The organism is Bacillus sp. NPDC077411 (assembly GCF_044543425.1).
Classification (GTDB): domain Bacteria; phylum Bacillota; class Bacilli; order Bacillales; family Bacillaceae_G; genus Bacillus_A; species Bacillus_A bruguierae.
Genome location: NZ_JBITWA010000001.1, coordinates 84,875 through 102,826 on the forward strand (window position 1 = coordinate 84,875; position 17,952 = coordinate 102,826).

19 protein-coding genes are annotated in these 17,952 nt (G+C 35.4%); 1 reads left to right on the forward strand and 18 read right to left on the reverse strand.

The window, feature by feature from the left end:
• Window positions 1-77 precede the first annotated feature (77 nt).
• The 13 genes from ACIGHG_RS00410 to ACIGHG_RS00470 form a co-directional block, all read right to left on the reverse strand.
• Complete coding sequence (locus ACIGHG_RS00410) at window positions 78-785, reverse strand: demethylmenaquinone methyltransferase (protein ID WP_020059604.1); 708 nt, start codon at window positions 783-785, stop codon at window positions 78-80.
• Between the two features lie 35 nt (window positions 786-820).
• Window positions 821-1,561, reverse strand: coding sequence for a heptaprenyl diphosphate synthase component 1 (locus ACIGHG_RS00415; RefSeq protein ID WP_336471632.1), 741 nt, complete (start codon window positions 1,559-1,561; stop codon window positions 821-823).
• Between the two features lie 220 nt (window positions 1,562-1,781).
• Window positions 1,782-2,351, reverse strand: a complete 570-nt coding sequence (gene folE, locus ACIGHG_RS00420; protein ID WP_336471631.1) for a GTP cyclohydrolase I FolE — start codon at window positions 2,349-2,351, stop codon at window positions 1,782-1,784.
• 123 nt (window positions 2,352-2,474) lie between these two features.
• Window positions 2,475-2,747, reverse strand: a complete 273-nt coding sequence (locus ACIGHG_RS00425; protein WP_001043860.1) for an HU family DNA-binding protein — start codon at window positions 2,745-2,747, stop codon at window positions 2,475-2,477.
• A gap of 287 nt (window positions 2,748-3,034) precedes the next feature.
• Window positions 3,035-4,513, reverse strand: a complete 1,479-nt coding sequence (gene spoIVA / locus ACIGHG_RS00430; protein ID WP_396546647.1) for a stage IV sporulation protein A — start codon at window positions 4,511-4,513, stop codon at window positions 3,035-3,037.
• A 191-nt stretch (window positions 4,514-4,704) separates the two neighbouring features.
• On the reverse strand, window positions 4,705-5,415 hold the full coding sequence (locus ACIGHG_RS00435) for a hypothetical protein (protein WP_396546649.1): 711 nt from the start codon (window positions 5,413-5,415) through the stop codon (window positions 4,705-4,707).
• A 21-nt stretch (window positions 5,416-5,436) separates the two neighbouring features.
• Window positions 5,437-5,640: a DUF2768 domain-containing protein gene (locus ACIGHG_RS00440; RefSeq protein ID WP_090912578.1), complete on the reverse strand. Its 204-nt coding sequence runs from the start codon at window positions 5,638-5,640 to the stop codon at window positions 5,437-5,439.
• A 503-nt stretch (window positions 5,641-6,143) separates the two neighbouring features.
• On the reverse strand, window positions 6,144-6,395 hold the full coding sequence (locus ACIGHG_RS00445) for a stage VI sporulation protein F (protein ID WP_336471628.1): 252 nt from the start codon (window positions 6,393-6,395) through the stop codon (window positions 6,144-6,146).
• A gap of 114 nt (window positions 6,396-6,509) precedes the next feature.
• Window positions 6,510-7,532 (reverse strand): NAD(P)H-dependent glycerol-3-phosphate dehydrogenase, encoded by a 1,023-nt coding sequence (locus tag ACIGHG_RS00450; protein ID WP_396546651.1) that lies wholly within the window; start codon window positions 7,530-7,532, stop codon window positions 6,510-6,512.
• Between the two features lie 18 nt (window positions 7,533-7,550).
• Window positions 7,551-8,861, reverse strand: coding sequence for a ribosome biogenesis GTPase Der (gene der / locus ACIGHG_RS00455; RefSeq protein WP_242217287.1), 1,311 nt, complete (start codon window positions 8,859-8,861; stop codon window positions 7,551-7,553).
• 120 nt (window positions 8,862-8,981) lie between these two features.
• Entirely contained in the window at window positions 8,982-9,170 is a 189-nt protein-coding gene (locus tag ACIGHG_RS00460) for a capping complex subunit for YIEGIA (RefSeq protein ID WP_090915573.1), read from the reverse strand.
• On the reverse strand, window positions 9,167-10,060 hold the full coding sequence (locus tag ACIGHG_RS00465; protein ID WP_090915571.1) for a YIEGIA family protein: 894 nt from the start codon (window positions 10,058-10,060) through the stop codon (window positions 9,167-9,169). The genes ACIGHG_RS00460 and ACIGHG_RS00465 overlap by 4 nt, the downstream gene beginning before the upstream one ends.
• A 3-nt stretch (window positions 10,061-10,063) precedes the next feature.
• A complete protein-coding gene (locus ACIGHG_RS00470; protein ID WP_396546654.1) occupies window positions 10,064-10,663 on the reverse strand; it encodes a YphA family membrane protein in 600 nt (199 codons plus the stop codon).
• 116 nt (window positions 10,664-10,779) lie between these two features.
• Between ACIGHG_RS00470 and ACIGHG_RS00475 the strand changes: the two genes are divergently transcribed.
• Window positions 10,780-10,914 (forward strand): YpzI family protein, encoded by a 135-nt coding sequence (locus ACIGHG_RS00475; RefSeq protein WP_090915567.1) that lies wholly within the window; start codon window positions 10,780-10,782, stop codon window positions 10,912-10,914.
• A 249-nt stretch (window positions 10,915-11,163) separates the two neighbouring features.
• Here the strand turns inward: ACIGHG_RS00475 and ACIGHG_RS00480 are convergent, their stop codons facing one another.
• From ACIGHG_RS00480 to fni, 5 genes are all read right to left on the reverse strand, one after another.
• Window positions 11,164-13,728 (reverse strand): winged helix-turn-helix domain-containing protein, encoded by a 2,565-nt coding sequence (locus ACIGHG_RS00480; protein ID WP_396546656.1) that lies wholly within the window; start codon window positions 13,726-13,728, stop codon window positions 11,164-11,166.
• A gap of 264 nt (window positions 13,729-13,992) precedes the next feature.
• Window positions 13,993-14,979: an ABC transporter permease gene (locus tag ACIGHG_RS00485; RefSeq protein ID WP_336471623.1), complete on the reverse strand. Its 987-nt coding sequence runs from the start codon at window positions 14,977-14,979 to the stop codon at window positions 13,993-13,995.
• Window positions 14,976-15,707, reverse strand: a complete 732-nt coding sequence (locus tag ACIGHG_RS00490; protein ID WP_396546658.1) for an ABC transporter permease — start codon at window positions 15,705-15,707, stop codon at window positions 14,976-14,978. The genes ACIGHG_RS00485 and ACIGHG_RS00490 overlap by 4 nt, the downstream gene beginning before the upstream one ends.
• A 23-nt stretch (window positions 15,708-15,730) precedes the next feature.
• Complete coding sequence (locus tag ACIGHG_RS00495; RefSeq protein ID WP_336471622.1) at window positions 15,731-16,669, reverse strand: ABC transporter ATP-binding protein; 939 nt, start codon at window positions 16,667-16,669, stop codon at window positions 15,731-15,733.
• A 233-nt stretch (window positions 16,670-16,902) separates the two neighbouring features.
• The gene (gene fni / locus ACIGHG_RS00500) at window positions 16,903-17,952 is read right to left on the reverse strand and encodes a type 2 isopentenyl-diphosphate Delta-isomerase (protein ID WP_336471621.1); all 1,050 of its coding nucleotides are present in this window, start codon (window positions 17,950-17,952) and stop codon (window positions 16,903-16,905) included.

Below are 17,952 nucleotides of genomic sequence, written 5' to 3' on the forward strand. Positions count from 1 at the left end.
AAGGAAGGTGGGAGATAACTTCTAATATGCTCCCGATTGCTGAAGGCTTTCCATCAACAAAGAATACATTCCCTCGTTTACTTCGGTTTATATCCTAAATGCATTGCTGCTACTCCAAAAGTAAACGGCTTTACTTGTACTTTTTCTAATCCAGCTTCTTCAAACATACGAGCCAATTCTTTCATCCCTGGAAATGTACTTGCAGATTCTTGTAGCCATGAATATTCTTTGTAACTTTTGGCAAATAACTTTCCAAATAACGGCATGATAAATTTAAAATATAACAAATAGCCTTGGCGGATTCCAATCATTGTCGGTTGAGATGTTTCTAAACAAATAACCTTTCCACCTGGTTTTACAACACGCGTCATTTCCTTTAAAACCTGCATATAATCTGGTACGTTCCGGAGCCCAAATCCAATTGTGACATAATCAAACATATTATCCTCAAATGGCAATTCCATCGCATTACCATGAAGTAATTCTACTTGATTTAATTGTAAAGCAGCCACTTTCTCTTTTCCAACAGAAAGCATATTTTTACTAAAATCTAATCCATATACCTTCCCGCTAGAACCGACTGCATCAGCAAGCCCAATCGTCCAGTCAGCCGTTCCACAACATACATCAAGCGCTATGCTGCCCGGTTGAACATCCATAATTCGCATTGTTTCTTTGCGCCATGCTTTATGTCTTTGAAAGCTAATAACCGAATTCATTACATCGTATTTATTATATATCTTCTCAAATACGTCATGTACTCTTTCTTCTTTTGATTGTTGCATGCTTTACCCTTCTTCCAACTGTAAATTCAAAATGTTCAAGTGGCTTCTTTCAATGTGGAAAAAAACGTTTCAATTCCTGTATTATTTTGGACCAAAGTATTGATCTGACTTCTCATTTTCCTTATCAATTCACTGTATACGTTTTCTACTTTTATTTCATCATAAGATAAAATCTTTTGAAATGCAGCAAACACAGGTGACAATTCTTTCTTCATGTATATTTGATACTCAGTTTGCAAACGATCTATTGTTAACATGTTAGTAATTGCAGACTTTACATGTGTCACTTGAAAATGGTCACACGTTTTCTGTAAAAGAGCCGATTCAATCATTCCTACACTGTTTAACATTTCTTCTATCGTTTCATACGTTTGCTGATATAGCATAATTTTTTGTTCATTAATCTCTTTAATGCCTTCTGCTAGGGCACGAATCAATGTGATATCATGATTCATTGAAAGTAAATAATAATATAATCCGCTGTAATAATCCCCTGCCAATACTGTTAATTGGCGCCGCTTATGAAACGCATCGGTCTCCTCTTTATTTGATACTTTTTCATGCGTGTCCAAAGCAATTTGTACAAGCATAATCGTTACTACGTAATGTTCAATTTCTTTTCTATGTAAGTTTGCACTTTTTAAAATGGAATATAAGAACGCTATTTTTTTTTCATCAACAACTGGTTCTTCAATATATTTTATAAAATAAGGATGGCGTAGTTTTTTATATAGCTGCTCTTTTATATCCGTAAACCCTCCGTAGATTTCACCCACAAAAATCACCCTTGTTTTCTAATTCATAAAACCTATTATAACACATTCATTCATTTTTCTATAAAAAAAACTTGACGAAACAAACCAAAGCAAAAAATTGACCTTTCATTCACCTTATCTTGAGCATAAAATCGTTACAAAGTGAAACTTCCACCAGTGGAGGTCTTGCTACTCTTAAAGTAGCGAGATAAAAAAAGAAAAGCAGTTTCCTGCTTTCCTACTAATTCATTTTAATAAAAGATAAAATTTCCGCACGTGCTGCTGCGTCTGCTTCGAGCGTACCACGCACTGCAGTTGTTACAGTTTTTGCACCAGGTTTTTTCACACCGCGCATTGTCATACACATATGTTCCGCTTCTACAACAACCATTACACCATGCGGCTCTAACACTTCCATAATAGAATCCGCTACTGTTGATGTAATTCGTTCTTGTAGTTGTGGTCGACGTGCGACTGTATCTACTGTACGTGCCAATTTACTTAATCCAGTTACTTTTCCACCACGTGGAATATATGCAACATGAGCAACGCCATAAAATGGAACGAGATGATGCTCACACATAGAAAAGAACGGAATGTCCTTTACCAATACAAGTTCTTCATGATCTTCACCAAACACTTTATGTAAATGTTCTTTCGGATCTTCATGCATACCAGAAAATACTTCTGCATACATCTTCGCAACACGTTTTGGTGTATCTAATACGCCTTCGCGCTTTGGATCGTCCCCAATTGCTTCTAAAATAAGGCGTACTGCATGTTCGATTTGCTCTAAGTTTACATTTGCCATCCACTAGCCCTCCCGAATAAAACCTAAAAATGCTACGAACACATTCTAGCATATATATGTTTTTAAAAGCAAAAAGAAGAGTTTCCAAGTAAGGAAACTCTTCTTCCCCGTAATATGTAAGGATTATTTAACCGCATCTTTTAGCGCTTTACCAGGTTTGAATGCAGGTACTTTGCTTGCCGCGATTTCAATTTCCTCACCAGTTTGTGGGTTACGTCCTTTACGAGCCGCACGCTCACGAACTTCGAAGTTACCAAATCCGATAAGTTGTACTTTATCACCTTGCTTTAAAGCTTCTAAGATGGAATCAAAAACAGCGTCAACTGCTTTTGTTGCGTCCTTTTTAGAAAGGGAACTTGCTTCTGCAACAGCATTGATTAAATCTGTTTTGTTCATGCCATTCACCTCCTCCCAAAGATACGACTGTATAATGATCATAAAATGAGTCTTACCTTCATTTGTAGGCAATTTTTACAAATTCTATACTACAAAGATGTAGATAAATCATTATCAAGGCCTATATTATACGATTCTCCTTTATAATTCAATATTTTTAAAGAAAATGTTGCCATGAAAATACGAAAAACTGATAAAACTTGACAATCGACTATAAAGTATTAGATAATGGCATTTTGTTTTTCTATGAAAAATGAAAAAAGACCCCAAAATAAGGAGTCTTTTGATTATAAAATAATTGCTATTAAGCCGCCTGATCCTTCATTTATAATTCGTTCTAACGTTTCTTTTAATTTATAGCGGGCATTTTCTGGCATTAATGATAATTTTGCCTGAATTCCTTCTCGAACGATAGAGCTAAGTGACCGCCCAAAAATATCGGAATTCCAAATAGAAAGTGGATCGTCTTCAAAATCTTGCATTAAATAGCGAACAAGCTCCTCACTTTGCTTTTCCGTTCCAATAATCGGTTCAAATGTTGATTCTACATCAACTTTAATCATATGAATTGACGGGGCGACAGCTTTCAATTTCACACCAAATCGTGACCCATGACGGATAATTTCCGGTTCATCCAAGCTCATATCTGCTAGGGCTGGTGCTGCAACACCGTATCCTGTTTGTTTTACCATTTTTAGTGCATCCGCAACTTGATCATATTCCGTTTTCGCATGAGCAAAGTCGAGCATTAATTTTAACAAATGATCTCGGCCCCGAATTTCAACACCTACCACTTCTTTTAAAATTTGATCGTACAATTCATCCGGTGCATATAAATCAATCTCAGCAACACCTTGCCCCATATCAATTCCTGCAAGACTTGCACGATCGATGAATTCATATTGACTAAATTGCCATACAACGCGATCAACATCACGAAGACGTTTAATATCTTTCACTGTTTCTTGAACAGCCTCTTGATAGCTTTGACGAAGCCAGTGGTTGTCATGTAACACCATTACCCAACTTGGGAGATTTACATTTACTTCGAGAACCGGAAATTCATATAACGCCTCTCGTAATACGTTATATACATCACCTTCTCTTAACCCTTCTACACTCATTGCCAACACTGGAATATCATATTCTTCTACTAAACTTTGACGAAGTTGTTCTGCATCAGGATGATATGGCTGTACTGTATTAATGATCATAATAAATGGTTTTCCTACTTCTTTTAATTCATTTACAACCCGTCCCTCTGCTTCAATATAATCGCGGCGTGGAATTTCTCCAATTGTTCCATCAGTTGTAATAACTACCCCAATTGTAGAATGCTCTTGAATTACTTTGCGCGTTCCAATTTCCGCTGCTTCATGAAATGGAATCGGCTCTTCATACCACGGTGTATTAATCATGCGTGGCCCATTTTCATCTTCATACCCTTTCGCTCCTGGAACAGTATAGCCCACACAATCTACTAAGCGAATATTTACATCAAGCCCTTCTTCAACATGGATAGAAACCGCTTGGTTTGGAACAAACTTTGGTTCTGTCGTCATAATTGTACGCCCTGCTGCGCTTTGCGGCAGTTCATCTTGTGCGCGCTGGCGATCCGAGTCATTTTCAATGTTTGGAATAACAACTAGCTCCATAAATTTCTTAATAAAAGTGGATTTCCCTGTCCGAACAGCCCCTACAACCCCAAGATAAATATCACCGCCTGTGCGCTCAGCAATATCTTTAAAAATATCAACCTTTTCCAAGTGATTCCCTCCCTCAAAATTTTTGGGAATAAATCATGATTATTCTTGTAGTTTGGACAATACAGCATATGATTTTGTCCCAATTTCATATGACTATTTTAAAAAAACTTTTTATTTGCGATGCAAATATTTCAAGAAGTAAAAAACCCTTCTTCTAGAACTTATTCGCTAAAAGAAAGGTTCATGACTTATCACTTAAAAAAAATTGGTTCTTTATTCTTCACTGTATACGGCAAAGAATACGCCGGTACAAATGGAGTATGTTTCACAAGCAACTGACGAATATCTTCTCCTTCTTTTACTTCATCACCATATTTTTGTAACATATCGTATAAATCAATACGATAATCAATATACACCTCACCTTTCTCATCAACAACAAAAGGTAAGTTTTTACCAGAATAGGGGCTTTCCACTTGAGGAATTTCTTTATATCCCATTTTAGTATAATCAAGCTCATACACACCATCTGTAATTACTTTTTTAAACGGTGGATATTGATGCTCATCACGATAGATTTTTAGTTTTAACTTTAAATCTTGAACTCGCTCAGCTGTTCGAACATCAATTAATTTCACAGTGGGATTTGTTTCTACATCAACTAATACATATTGATAAATGCCTCCGCTTTCAAAAGCATTTCCAGGAGGTTCTTGCATCAATCTAGGGGTAATTTTTTGAAAATCAATCGGATATTTTTGATAGATTGGTGTATTCATATCACGTGTTTTAATAGGCAATATATGACCATTTTGTTCTCTATATGTATTAACTGCTGTTTGCACCGCTTGTAATTGGTCTTCATATGGTATGACGTGTTGTTGCATCTTTTCTTTCGGGTATAGACACCCAGATAATATACTCGTACAACACAATGCGAAAATCAGTAGCGTTTTCTTCATCAAAAATCCGTCCTTTAGTTTCTATTGTTCAATCGGTCCGCTAAATACAACAAGAAAAATAATAAGTCCTGATACAATCATACATGCATATGCAAACAAAGCTGTAAACCCTTTCAAAAATGCATTCTTTATTTTATGGCGACTTAGCAAAATGAAAACAACAGAAATAAACATAAGAACCATTGCGCCCAAAGCAAACCACATCTTTATAAGTCCAACAGACATATATACCCCCCTTTATCTTAATATATTTTTCTATTATTTTAACAAATTATAACTTTTAAACAAATAGAAATATTCCATTTATATATACAAGTTAAAAACCCCTTTTCTTTTAGGGTGGACAAGAGCATCTAGCTGCGCATAGAAACGGTCAGGGCCTTTTCCTACCACATGCAAAGTTTAAAACAAAAAGAGAAAGCAAGTAGCGGTCATGTTGTATTCTGCATAACAACGACTTATAAAGAAAAGCGGAAGCGGCTCGCTCAGAACAAGAGGGGGCAGAGCTAGACAAAGAGGTCGAAAAATTAAAATGGATATATATTTAACAATAAGATGATACTTCATCTTAAAATACTGAGCGGTATACATTCACTTATATGAAAACGAATAAAAAACGAAGCGAACGGGACTTCTTCGCTTCGTTTGACCAAACACTCCCACAAACAGCTCATATTCATTCCTTCATAGTATCGTATGCAATATATATAACAGTGGTTTCTCGTACTTTATTTTTTAAACATTTTACTCAATGAACTAAAATCAGCTGGCATGTTATTATTAATAATTGCATTTATAATTTGATCTTCTTTTTCTTTTGATACATCTCTTCCCGCCATTGTTGCAACCTGATGAATTAACTGACGTAATACTTTCTCATCTCGTAAATTTGCATTTTGAACCGAAGAGGCTAATTTAAAAATATCATCTTTATTTACTTTCGCTTCCTTTTCAATATTGTTGAATAAATTGTTATCCACCTTGTTCACCCTCTCATGTAAGCTACACTTCATTGTATGCAGAAAATAAAGAATGGTGAAAAAACCCAAAAGAAAAAGCTGCACAAATGTCTTTTCACATTTGTACAGCTTTTTTTACAGCAAGTCTGGAATCGCTTCTACTTCGTGTTTACGCACACGTCCCATCAACGTTCCAACAGCATCCTTTACGTTTTTCTCATTAAATAATACATCATATAAAACGGTTGTAATTGGCATTTCTACATCCATTTTCCTAGCCATCTCATATGCTGCTTTCGTTGTCCGCACACCTTCAACAACCATTCCCATATTATCTAATACTTCTTCTAATGAGCAACCTTTACCAAGCATGTTACCAGCACGCCAATTTCGGCTATGAACGCTCGTACATGTTACAATTAGGTCACCCATACCTGTCAGACCAGCAAACGTTAATGGGTTCCCACCCATTTCACTTCCTAAACGAGCAATTTCTGTTAATCCTCGCGTCATAAGCGCTGCCTTTGCATTATCACCTAAACCAAGTCCATCAGTAATCCCCGCCGCAAGGGCAATAATATTTTTTAACGCCCCGCCAAGTTCAACTCCAATAATATCTGGGTTTGTATATACACGGAAATAGCTATTCATAAATAAGTCCTGAACCTCTTCAGCTGCTTCCATACGCTTTGCAGCTGATGTAACTGTTGTAGCTTGACGCAACCCAACTTCTTCTGCATGACTCGGTCCTGATAAGACAACCACATCTCGAATGAGATGTGCCGGAATTTCTTCTTCAATCACTTCTGAAATACGCTTTGAAGTTCCTGGTTCAATCCCTTTACTCGCATGAATCCATGTAATTGGCTGCGAAACAATTTTTTTCATATTTTGCAATACTTCTCGATATGCTTTTGTAGGTACAACGAGAAGTACTGTATCTACTCCTACTAATGCCTCTTCTAAGGAAGAGTAAGCAACGATACCGGTTGGCAGTGTAATTCCCGGAAGATAACGACTATTCTCATGTTTTTCATTTATTTCATCCATAAGTTCTGCTCGGTTACCCCAAAGACGTACATCATGGCCGTTGTCAGCTAATACCATCGCTAACGCCGTTCCCCAGCTACCTGCTCCTACTACTGTGATTTTTTTCATAAAATCACACCCTCTCCATTAGTCTCGTGCTCTTGCAATAACTTTAATCGGTGTTCCTACGAAACCAAACGAATCGCGCAGACGATTTTTCAAGAAACGCTCATAAGAGAAGTGCAGTAATTCTGGATCGTTTACGAACACAACAAATGTCGGTGGTTTCACCGCGACTTGTGTTGCATAGAAAATTTTCAAACGTTGTCCATTATGCGTTGGTGTTGGATTCATTGCAACAGCATCCATAATTACATCGTTTAATACATTTGTTTGTACACGAATACTATGACTTGCATTTACCTCATTAATAACAGGAAGCAGTGTGTGTGTACGTTTTCTCGTTTTTGCAGATAAGAATACGATTGGTGCGTAATCCAAAAATTGGAAATGAGCACGAATATTCTCTTCGAATTCCTTCATCGTTTTCTCATCTTTCTCAACCGCATCCCATTTATTCACAACAATAATAACAGCACGACCTGAATCATGGGCATATCCAGCAATTTTTTTATCTTGTTCAATGATTCCTTCTTCACCATCTAAAACAACTAAAACAACATCAGAGCGTTCAATTGCTCGAAGTGCACGAAGTACACTATATTTTTCTGTGCTTTCATATACTTTTCCTTTTTTGCGCATTCCTGCTGTATCAATGATAACGTAATCTTGTCCATCTTTACTGTACGGCGTATCAACCGCATCACGTGTAGTACCTGCTACATTACTAACGATTACACGTTCTTGTCCAAGCAACGCATTTACCATTGATGATTTTCCAACGTTCGGGCGACCAATTAAACAGAATTTAATCGTTTCATCATCGTATGGTTCTTCTTCAATTTGTGGAAAATGTTTTGCTACTTCATCTAATAAGTCCCCTAAACCTAAGCCGTGTGTTCCAGATATAGGAAACGGCTCCCCAAATCCTAACGCATAAAAATCATAAATTTCGCTGCGCATCTCTGGATTATCTACTTTATTCACAGCTAATACAACTGGCTTTTTAGAACGATATAAAATCTTTGCAACTTCTTCATCCGCAGCTGTTACACCGTCGCGACCATTTGTCATAAAGATGATAACATCAGCCTCATCAATCGCAACTTCTGCTTGTTGACGAATTTGTGTCAAAAATGGCTCGTCTCCAATATCAATTCCACCCGTATCAATAATGTTAAACTCATGATTTAACCATTCTCCTGCACTATAAATACGATCCCTTGTTACACCAGGGATATCTTCAACAATCGACACTCTTTCTCCAACAATTCTATTGAAAATCGTAGATTTCCCCACATTTGGGCGCCCTACTATTGCCACTACCGGTTTTGGCATATACTTTCATCCTTTCTATTTGCTTCTGTTATTATGTAAAAAACCCTTCTTTGTGCAAGAAGGGATTTGCATTCCAGAATATTTCTCTTCATATCAAAACATCTCATATTATAACACATTTCAAGAATGTTTCACAATAATATATAAATTCTCTTGCAAGCGGTGTGCAATTCCATCTAAAATCGCCTCTAAATTGCTAGCAACAAACTCCATTTCCTCTACTGTCTCACATACAAATAACGGCGCCCCGCCAGCAAACTTTTCCGGAATTGTTGTAATAACAGCAAGAATACATTTTTCTAATATCATCCTTTATCTCCCCTTCCTTTTGGGGCCTCAGAAGACATATGAATCGCACTTTCTAATGTTGGAACATTTCCAATGACCTGAATAGCTTTATTTACATCTTGATCTTGCGGCAAAACAAATATGCCTATTCTTCCATCATTTAAGTCACGTTTCGCAAGAGGTACAAGTGCTGGTGTTCCAGAATCTCGATATACACCAAGCGCAACAGATATATCATGCAAAATCGCTTGTCTTTGACCAAGGTTTGCCAATGTCACCCTTGCATCAATTGATTTTGGTTTTAAAATAAATCCCATACCATATTTCATAATTTCTTTTTGCCTTGCCGGTAAACCAATATTCATAATATAAATATTATCAACATAAAGACCTGCTCCTTCAAAATGCAATGGAGCATGCTCAACTTCAACAAGATCGCGCAGCCGTTTACCAGACATCAACTTTTTCGCGAAAAAGAAACTTATGATTCCAGCTAAAATACCGGCATACCATGATTTAAATCCTAAATAAGCAAAAGTAGCTACGAAAGATGTTAACATAGCTAAATAATTACGACTCTCAAATACAATTGCAATTCCCTCAATATATGTGTTCCCTCTAGGGACAAGTTCATACCCGTCTAATTGCTGCAGTGTATTCCGCTCCATATTACGTACATCACGAAACTGTGATGCTGCTAATGTCAAAAATGTAATAGCAGAGAAATCCTTTTTCAAAATAGCTGGAATGGCAACCGCCCCAAGAGCAGCCGCAATAATTCCCATGGCAATATGAATAATCTTGCCATGTAAACGAGTTGGATACTGCCTTGTATCAGTTTGAAGCATTAAAATTCGTGTGACAGTTCCAACAGTTACTCCAAGCAACATAGCTGATGTATACGAGTTCATAAATTAACCTTGCCCCTCCTTCACTTGCTTTTGCTTAAATTGCCCTGTATATGTAATTATTTTTCCAATTCCGTACAAAAGACTAAAGAACATTGTAGACACAGCAATCATATTAAAAAATTGTAAACTCCCTAATTGATACGGAAAATTGAATGTCTTTAAAATAAAAGCTACAAACAACTCACCTTGCAACGCCCCTACATATAAGCCCCATATACGTAATAGACGGTCCCTATGTAATAAAACAGATGTATAAACGAGAATACTACTTAACATCAATGTACGATCTACTACAATCCAAATCGGATCATATAATTCAATTAAGGAAAAACTTGCATATAACATCGCGATTATAAGTGCACATAGTAAAGTGTAGATCTTTTTCCATACTGAATATGCCGCAATCCCAATAAAAGAGATTCCGCCTAACAAAAGGGCATTTACCGATATTGTAATAGAAGCAACTGAAATCACTGTTTGCGAACAAATAATCAATAATAAAATGACCGCACTAAGCCTGAGTCTAACTGTATCTTTTCTCCAAAAAAACGTCGTAACAACCCAGCCCATCCACGCCAAAAAATAAAAATAACCACCTTCCAAGTTAACACCTCCTATTATTTCCATTATGGGGATATTTCATGAAAAATAATCGTCTTCTATCACTGCATATTTTTAAAAATAACAGCAACACTTTGTACTAAGGAGGTGGGAACACCATGGGTAAAGATCGTCAAGAAAAGAAATTGAAACAATCGCGACGCGTAGAATCTGACCGCAGCCAATCATTACAATATCCAGGTGCAACAGGACTCGATACACCGGAGCAAGCAAGAAGACAAAATCAACATTAAAACAAAGAAACAGTCAACATATCGTTGGCTGTTTCTTTGTTTATATATAAATCCATTTTTATTTTTCAACATGTAAATCGCTGTTATGCAGAGCAAAAAGTGACCTACACTCGCTTTATCCCTTTGTTTTAAACCTTGCATGTGGCAGGAAAAAGCCTAGGCCGCTTCTATGCATGGCAAGATACTCTCGTCCGCCTAAAAAAAGGAGTTTGTGTTCGTTTTTTAATTTATATTCATACATATAAATACTTACTGTATAATCCCTTCTTCTGTGGCTTTCTTTATTGCTTCAACACGGTTAGATACATGAAGCTTCGAATATATGTTAATAATGTGTGTCTTAACTGTCGAAAGAGATATGCACAATTGTTCACCAATCTTTTTATTTGATGCCCCAGTCGCAAGAACCTTCAATACTTCTAATTCTCTATTACTTAAAAGAACATTCTCTTTATCATGATTTCCTAACTGTAATAACACATATAAAAATTCCCTCTCTCCCTCATTTAAATCTTGTAATCGTTCTTCTTTCAATAACATCAATAATACTTGCGTCTGTTTATCTAGCCTTTTATAAGGTAATAAAATATGATTTTCATAACTATAATGTATTGCTTCTCTTAATAAATTTAAAAGCTCTCGTTTATATTTTTGCAACTCATTTCCTAAAATAGTCACTTTTAATAACAGTGCTTCTATTAATAATATCTTCATTTTATATTTCCTTGTAAATTCCGCAATGTCATCAAGTAATTGTAATGATTCTTGTATATGCCCTTTCCGCAATAAAATCTGAGCATATAACAATTTATCTTCAGTTCGTAATTTCTTTTTTTCGTTTTTTTGTTGATATATGGGAACAAATTGATCTAATTGCTGTACATACTCTTCATCAACATGTATTGCATATTTTAACAAAGAAGATAGAAATGCTTCATTTTGATATGTATCAAATGTTTGTAATTTCTGGATCGTTTCTTTCGCTTGCTGTTTATTACCTTTCAGAAATTGAAGTTCCATTAAATTATATAAATAAGGTTTTCCTAATGCAGCTTCGTCATTTTGTACATGTTGTAATGATTTTTCAGCCTCATCTAATTGTAAACGCTTTAAATAAATACCCGTAATTCCAATATGACAAGTTACTTTGAGAGCTGATAAAAATGGATGTTGTTCAACCACCTGAAAAAGCTGATTATATAATCGCTCACACTCTTTTAAATCTCCTAAATCCTCTTTAATCTGGCATAAAGAACTTAAAATGCCCATTTTGACATATGGATTTTTCATTCTCTTCTCAAGCATAGACGCTTTATCAAGCACATATAGTGCATCCTTGATTCGCTCCTGAAACCACAGAAAAAATGATAATTCTACATAAATAATTGCCTTGGTTACATCACTTATATCCATGTCTTCAATTTCATCTATAAACAAAACATCTAATTGTAAATTTTCTTCCTCAATTAAAGCCTTGCAAAATACGAATACCTCCCAAGGATGATGACCACCTTCCCCTTCGTACACGGTATTTAATATTTCTGTGCACTGCTCAAACTCCATATTACAATAATGGTAAAAAATGAGTTGAAATGCCATCTCTTTATTTTGCACAATACACGTTAACGGAATATGTCGCAAATAGCTCCAGCCTTGCGGGTTTTGCCCGTGTATTTCAATTTTTCTCAAAGCAGCCTCATAACATTGCATCTCTAATAATTGCTTTATACATTCCTCAAAATCACCGCATTGTTCGTATACTTCTGCCGCTCGTAAACGTAACTTCTTTTGCATCTCCACTTCTAACCGCTCAAAAGAATGTTGTAAAAACTGTTGAAAAATAGCGTGATAACGATATATTCCACGATCTTCATCAAGATTAATTATAAATAAATGTTTTTGAAATAGACGTATAATCATCTCTTTTGTATCTTGTTTTCCCAACAATTCATTACAAATCTCCTCATTAAAATAACTCAAAATAGATGTCTTTACGAGGAAATCTTTCTCTTCTTCTTCCAATGCCTCTAAAATTTCTTTTGACAAATAAGCAATCATATATTTATTCAATACTTTCACATGTTGCATACAATCATATTTATGATAAGAACGTGCAAGAGCGATTAACTGAAGACCACCAATCCATCCTTCTGCCAGCATATTCATGCCATGAACTATTTCATGTTTTATATCCATCTGCAATGTATGTCTAATAAACTGAAAACCTTCGTCTGCTGATAGCTTTAGTTCTTCTTCTCCAATTTCTAATAATCTTCCTGAAATGAGAAAATCACCTACATAAAATTTAGGTTCTTCTCTCGTTAATAAAACAATGCGAACATTTTCTGAGGAATACTTTAAAAAATATTCTATTGTCTTATTAACATCAACATCCGTTATATAGTGAAAATCATCAATAATAATCGTAATATCATCTTTTTTATTTAGTAGATTAATCAAAGATACAATAATACGTTTCATATCATCTTTATGCATAATCATTTGAAATAAAGAAATAATGTCTTCTATTTCTTCAATATATACACGCATACTTTCTAACATATAGTACCAAAAAGAAAATACATTATTATTCTCTTTATCTAGAGTAATCCAGGTAATTGCAAATTCTGGGTTTTCTTTGACAAAAGAAGAGCATATAGTCGTTTTTCCACTACCGGCCGATCCTTTCACAACTACAAGCTTATAATCGCACAATGTTTCTAATTTTTTTAATAGTTTTTCTCTACGTACATAATTTTTCCTTGGCGTTGGAGTCATTAATTTTGTAGAAATGATTTGAACTTCTCTCTTCATTTCATCACCTTATTATTTTCTTTATGCGTTTTATTGGTTCATCACCAAAAGACGGGGGACATATAGAGATGTACACTCCACTCCGAGTGGACGCTTTCCGCAGGCGAGAGCGGGCCTCCTCGGCAAGCCTGCGGGGTCTCACTTTCCTCGCTATTCCCGCAGGAGTCGCCACTCTCCGTTCCGTGTATGAAAAATAATTTATTTTCAAAAAATCAACCCCATGTTACGCTGATGAACCATTTTATATGGTTAACATAGCAAATATCAATATCGACCTTCCTGTACTCTTTTTTTACAAATAATTATACTGAGCATAAAGAATAACAAGATAATAAAGCTTATATACGTAATTGCGCCTCCATACCGTGCTATATTATAACCATTTTCAACACCATCAATAATCGAAAGATACTGCTTTTGCGGCAAAATTTGCACAAACCAATCAACTATCCCGTCATTTTGCTTTAAAGCAAAGAAGGACCCTGACAGAATAGAAGTAAAAACAATAATGGAAGAAGACAACATCATTGTATTGTCAGTAGTTTCTATAATCGTACTCATAAATAACGAAAAAGATGTTGCAATCATAACAAGGATAGCCAATAAATAACTATATTCTAAATAACTGAACCCTATATTTACCTGAAACATGATCTTCTCGACGATTAAAATAAGCAATATTGGAATATATACAATAAGGAATGTAAAAAGGAAATGTGCAAATAAATAATGATGAATACGTATAGGAGAAGATACAATACGAGTAAAGGTACGATTTTCCTTATCTTCTGTAAAAAAACTCATAAACATGATACTCTCTAGTAATACAAACATACAGAGATAACCCAAAATATTCGTACCTACCTTCCTAACTTCATTTTGATGAAACGAACCAATACTTTTTTGTTGAAATGCCCTCTCGATTTTTTCCTTGAAATCATGTTCTTTAATTGTCTTTACCTCTATTTGTCCGTTTTCTTTCGGAATAACTGCTGCATCGTATTTTTTCATTACAAATTCAGACATACTTGGAATTTTATTTATGCTTTTAATATGAAACCCGTCTACATGTATATCATTCTTACCCTCTTGTGTTACATAAGCGATATTCCCTTTCATTTCAAATTTGGAAGTAAAGTAGATGGCAAGTGATATAGAAATAAACGTAAGGAGAATCGTTAACAGTATATAATTCTTTTTACTAATAGCTCGCCGGATATTATGACGAAAAACAATTAAAATCTCGTTCATATATAATCCTCCACCTTAAATAGAAATTTACAACCAACTAACCCAAAACAAGTTAACAAAACTAACACACTGCCTGTTGTAAGGAAAAGGCTAAAATCTTGATCATATATGATCTTCATCACACATTCTACAATCCACTTTACTGGTGAAATATATGATATTGTCCGAACAGTGTCCCCCAATCCATCAAGAGAAAAGAATACTCCTCCTAAAATTGCTAAAGCATTATTTAACAAACTTAATATTTTATTCGTTACCTCTTCACTTTTAAACATACAGCAAAACAATACACCAATAACCGCTGATAAAAAATTAAACAACAACATAATGATAATGATATAGCCAACATTCCTTCCTCCGAATGCTACATGCAGGCCTATATGAGCTACATACATGACAAATAAATAACAAACAGATGTAAAAGTAAATGTAGCTAATATTTTCGACAAATACAGATAAGAAACACGAATTGGGCTATACATAACTCGTAAATTACTATTTTTCAACCTTTTCTCCATAAAACTATTAGAAGCTGTCATAGATACATTCAAAATGCCATATATCAAAATTGTAACGCCATAATAATCATAGGAGGTAATCTCACTTTCTCCGTATCTACCATTGCTCAAATAACCAAAAATTAATATAAATAAAATTGGAGAAATTGTATTTGTTAGTAAAAGCACTGGATTCATAACAATATTAACTACATCACGTTTATATAACACAAAGAAACCCATCATTTTCACCTTCAATCTCTTAATTTCCTTCCTGTTAACTGTAAAAATACTGTTTCTAAACTCGCACTTTCGCTCATAATATTTTTTACTTTCATTCCTTCATTTACAAGGAGTGTAATGATTTTATCTAAATTTTCCACACCTTTTAATACGACAACTTCTATTACTCCGTCTTTTATTGTTACTTCTTTCATCCCTTCAATTTTAAAAAAGCTTTCTTCTACACCTGCTGTTATATGTTCACACTCTATAAAATAACGTTTTTCATCCGCAATATGCTTCTTAAGTTCTTCTTTCGTTCCTTCTGTAATAATCTCACCATGATCCATGATGATAATCCTTGTTGATATTTCTTCCACCTCCTCCATATAATGAGTTGTATAAATAATCGTAGATCCTTGTTCTTGTAATTGTTGAATCGACTGTAAAATATGATTTCGAGATTGCGGATCAATCCCAACTGTCGGTTCATCCATAATAATAACTTTTGGTTTATGTGCAATCGCACATGCTATATTCAGCCTTCTTTTCATTCCGCCTGAAAAAGTTTTTGGTTTTTCATTTTTCTTATCAAGCAGTCCAACAAATTGCAACGCTTCTTTTACAGATTGCTGCAATTGCGCTCCTTTCAAACCGTAAAGAGCAGCAAAAAACGCTACATTTTTTTCCGCTGATACATCTTCATAAATTGCTAAATCCTGCGGCACAATACCGAGGTTACGCTTTACATATCGTGCATGTTTTTTTACATCTTTCCCTTCAAATAAAATTTTTCCCCCGTCGTACTGTAAAACGGTCGACAAAATATGAATAGTCGTACTTTTCCCAGCACCATTTGGACCAAGAAAACATAAAATTTCCCCTTCTCTCACATCAAACGAAATGCCTTTTAACGCTTTATAATGGCCGTAACATTTTTCTAATGCTCTCACTTCAATTAGCTGTTTCATATCATCCTCTCCTTTCTCCTTCATTGTATAGATTTTATAAATAAAAAAAATCAACCGAATGGTTGATTTTTATCTCGCTATTCGTTTACAGTAAAACCCCACTAATGGAAGTTTTACTATATCCTAGCCTAAACAAATAATAAAGGATTGTAACCAGTGTGAAATAAAAAATGCAGCGTTTAGGATTCACTTTACATTAACTCCACCAAAATGTTTCCTAAGATGCATTTTATTTAACGCCTACTATATATTGTTGTATCAATCCCGCGCTCATTAAGCCAATGGTATGTATCACCTTTAATAACAAGTGGTACTTGCCTAAGCTCGGTGATTGTTCGCACTCCAAGCGCCGTCATGATAAACTGTAAATCTGTATGTAGTAATCCAATTTCTTCCATCAGTTTCTCTATACCTTCTTGCATCAAAATTCGCAAAAAATGCCCGGCAAATGCAGCCGCTGACGCTCCTAAGGCCAATGCTTTCGCTACATCATGTGCTGTTTGAATACCACCTGATGCAATAATAGAGAGAGGGTTTTGTGTAGAGGATACTTCAATTAAAGAGGAAGTAGTCGAAATGCCCCACTCATTGAAATAGGAAAGTACTCGCTGTCTTCTTTCATTTTCAACCACCGCAAAGTTTGTACCGCCATATCCACCAATATCTATAGTCGAAACCCCAACACTAGCTAAATCCTCCGCTGCCTCTTTACTCATACCAAAACCAACTTCTTTTACTATAACAGGAACAGAAGAATGCTTGACAATTTGTTCAATTCTCTTTAATGCACCAGTAAAATCTCGATCACCTTCTGGCATTGTCAATTCTTGAATGACATTCAAATGAATTTGTAATGCATTCGCTTCAATCATATCAACAGCTCGCTTCGCTTGTTCTACTGTTGCTTCACTTCCTAAGTTTGCAATAACAATTCCATTCGGATTCACTTTTCTCACAATTTTATAAGATGCAGCTTCATTAGAGTCTTTTAACGCCGCCATTTGTGAACCGACAGCCATCGCAAGCTGATACTGCTGTGCAGCTTGTGCTAGTTGTGCATTAATATGTAGTGTGTGCTCTCCGCCACCACCAGTCATCGCATTGATAAAAATCGGCGAACTTAAAGCAAGTTCGCCGATTTCTGTTTGAAATGATATACTTTCATAACTTATATTCGGTAAGCTTTGATGAACAAAAGCAACGTCACAAAAGCCATGTGTACGAGACTGTCCAGTAGAAAGAGCATACTCAATGTGTTCTAATTTACGTTTTGCTCTTACCAC

Bases quoted from the DNA above. Each gene is read 5' to 3' on its own strand.
- ACIGHG_RS00410 (WP_020059604.1), bottom strand. From the start codon at position 785: ATGCAACAATCAAAAGAAGAAAGAGTACATGACGTATTTGAGAAGATA.
- folE (WP_336471631.1), bottom strand. From the start codon at position 2,351: ATGGCAAATGTAAACTTAGAGCAAATCGAACATGCAGTACGCCTTATT.
- ACIGHG_RS00425 (WP_001043860.1), bottom strand. From the start codon at position 2,747: ATGAACAAAACAGATTTAATCAATGCTGTTGCAGAAGCAAGTTCCCTT.
- ACIGHG_RS00435 (WP_396546649.1), bottom strand. From the start codon at position 5,415: ATGAAGAAAACGCTACTGATTTTCGCATTGTGTTGTACGAGTATATTA.
- ACIGHG_RS00440 (WP_090912578.1), bottom strand. From the start codon at position 5,640: ATGTCTGTTGGACTTATAAAGATGTGGTTTGCTTTGGGCGCAATGGTT.
- ACIGHG_RS00450 (WP_396546651.1), bottom strand. From the start codon at position 7,532: ATGAAAAAAATCACAGTAGTAGGAGCAGGTAGCTGGGGAACGGCGTTA.
- der (WP_242217287.1), bottom strand. From the start codon at position 8,861: ATGCCAAAACCGGTAGTGGCAATAGTAGGGCGCCCAAATGTGGGGAAA.
- ACIGHG_RS00460 (WP_090915573.1), bottom strand. From the start codon at position 9,170: ATGATATTAGAAAAATGTATTCTTGCTGTTATTACAACAATTCCGGAA.
- ACIGHG_RS00465 (WP_090915571.1), bottom strand. From the start codon at position 10,060: ATGAACTCGTATACATCAGCTATGTTGCTTGGAGTAACTGTTGGAACT.
- ACIGHG_RS00475 (WP_090915567.1), top strand. From the start codon at position 10,780: ATGGGTAAAGATCGTCAAGAAAAGAAATTGAAACAATCGCGACGCGTA.
- ACIGHG_RS00480 (WP_396546656.1), bottom strand. From the start codon at position 13,728: ATGAAGAGAGAAGTTCAAATCATTTCTACAAAATTAATGACTCCAACG.
- ACIGHG_RS00485 (WP_336471623.1), bottom strand. From the start codon at position 14,979: ATGAACGAGATTTTAATTGTTTTTCGTCATAATATCCGGCGAGCTATT.
- ACIGHG_RS00495 (WP_336471622.1), bottom strand. From the start codon at position 16,669: ATGAAACAGCTAATTGAAGTGAGAGCATTAGAAAAATGTTACGGCCAT.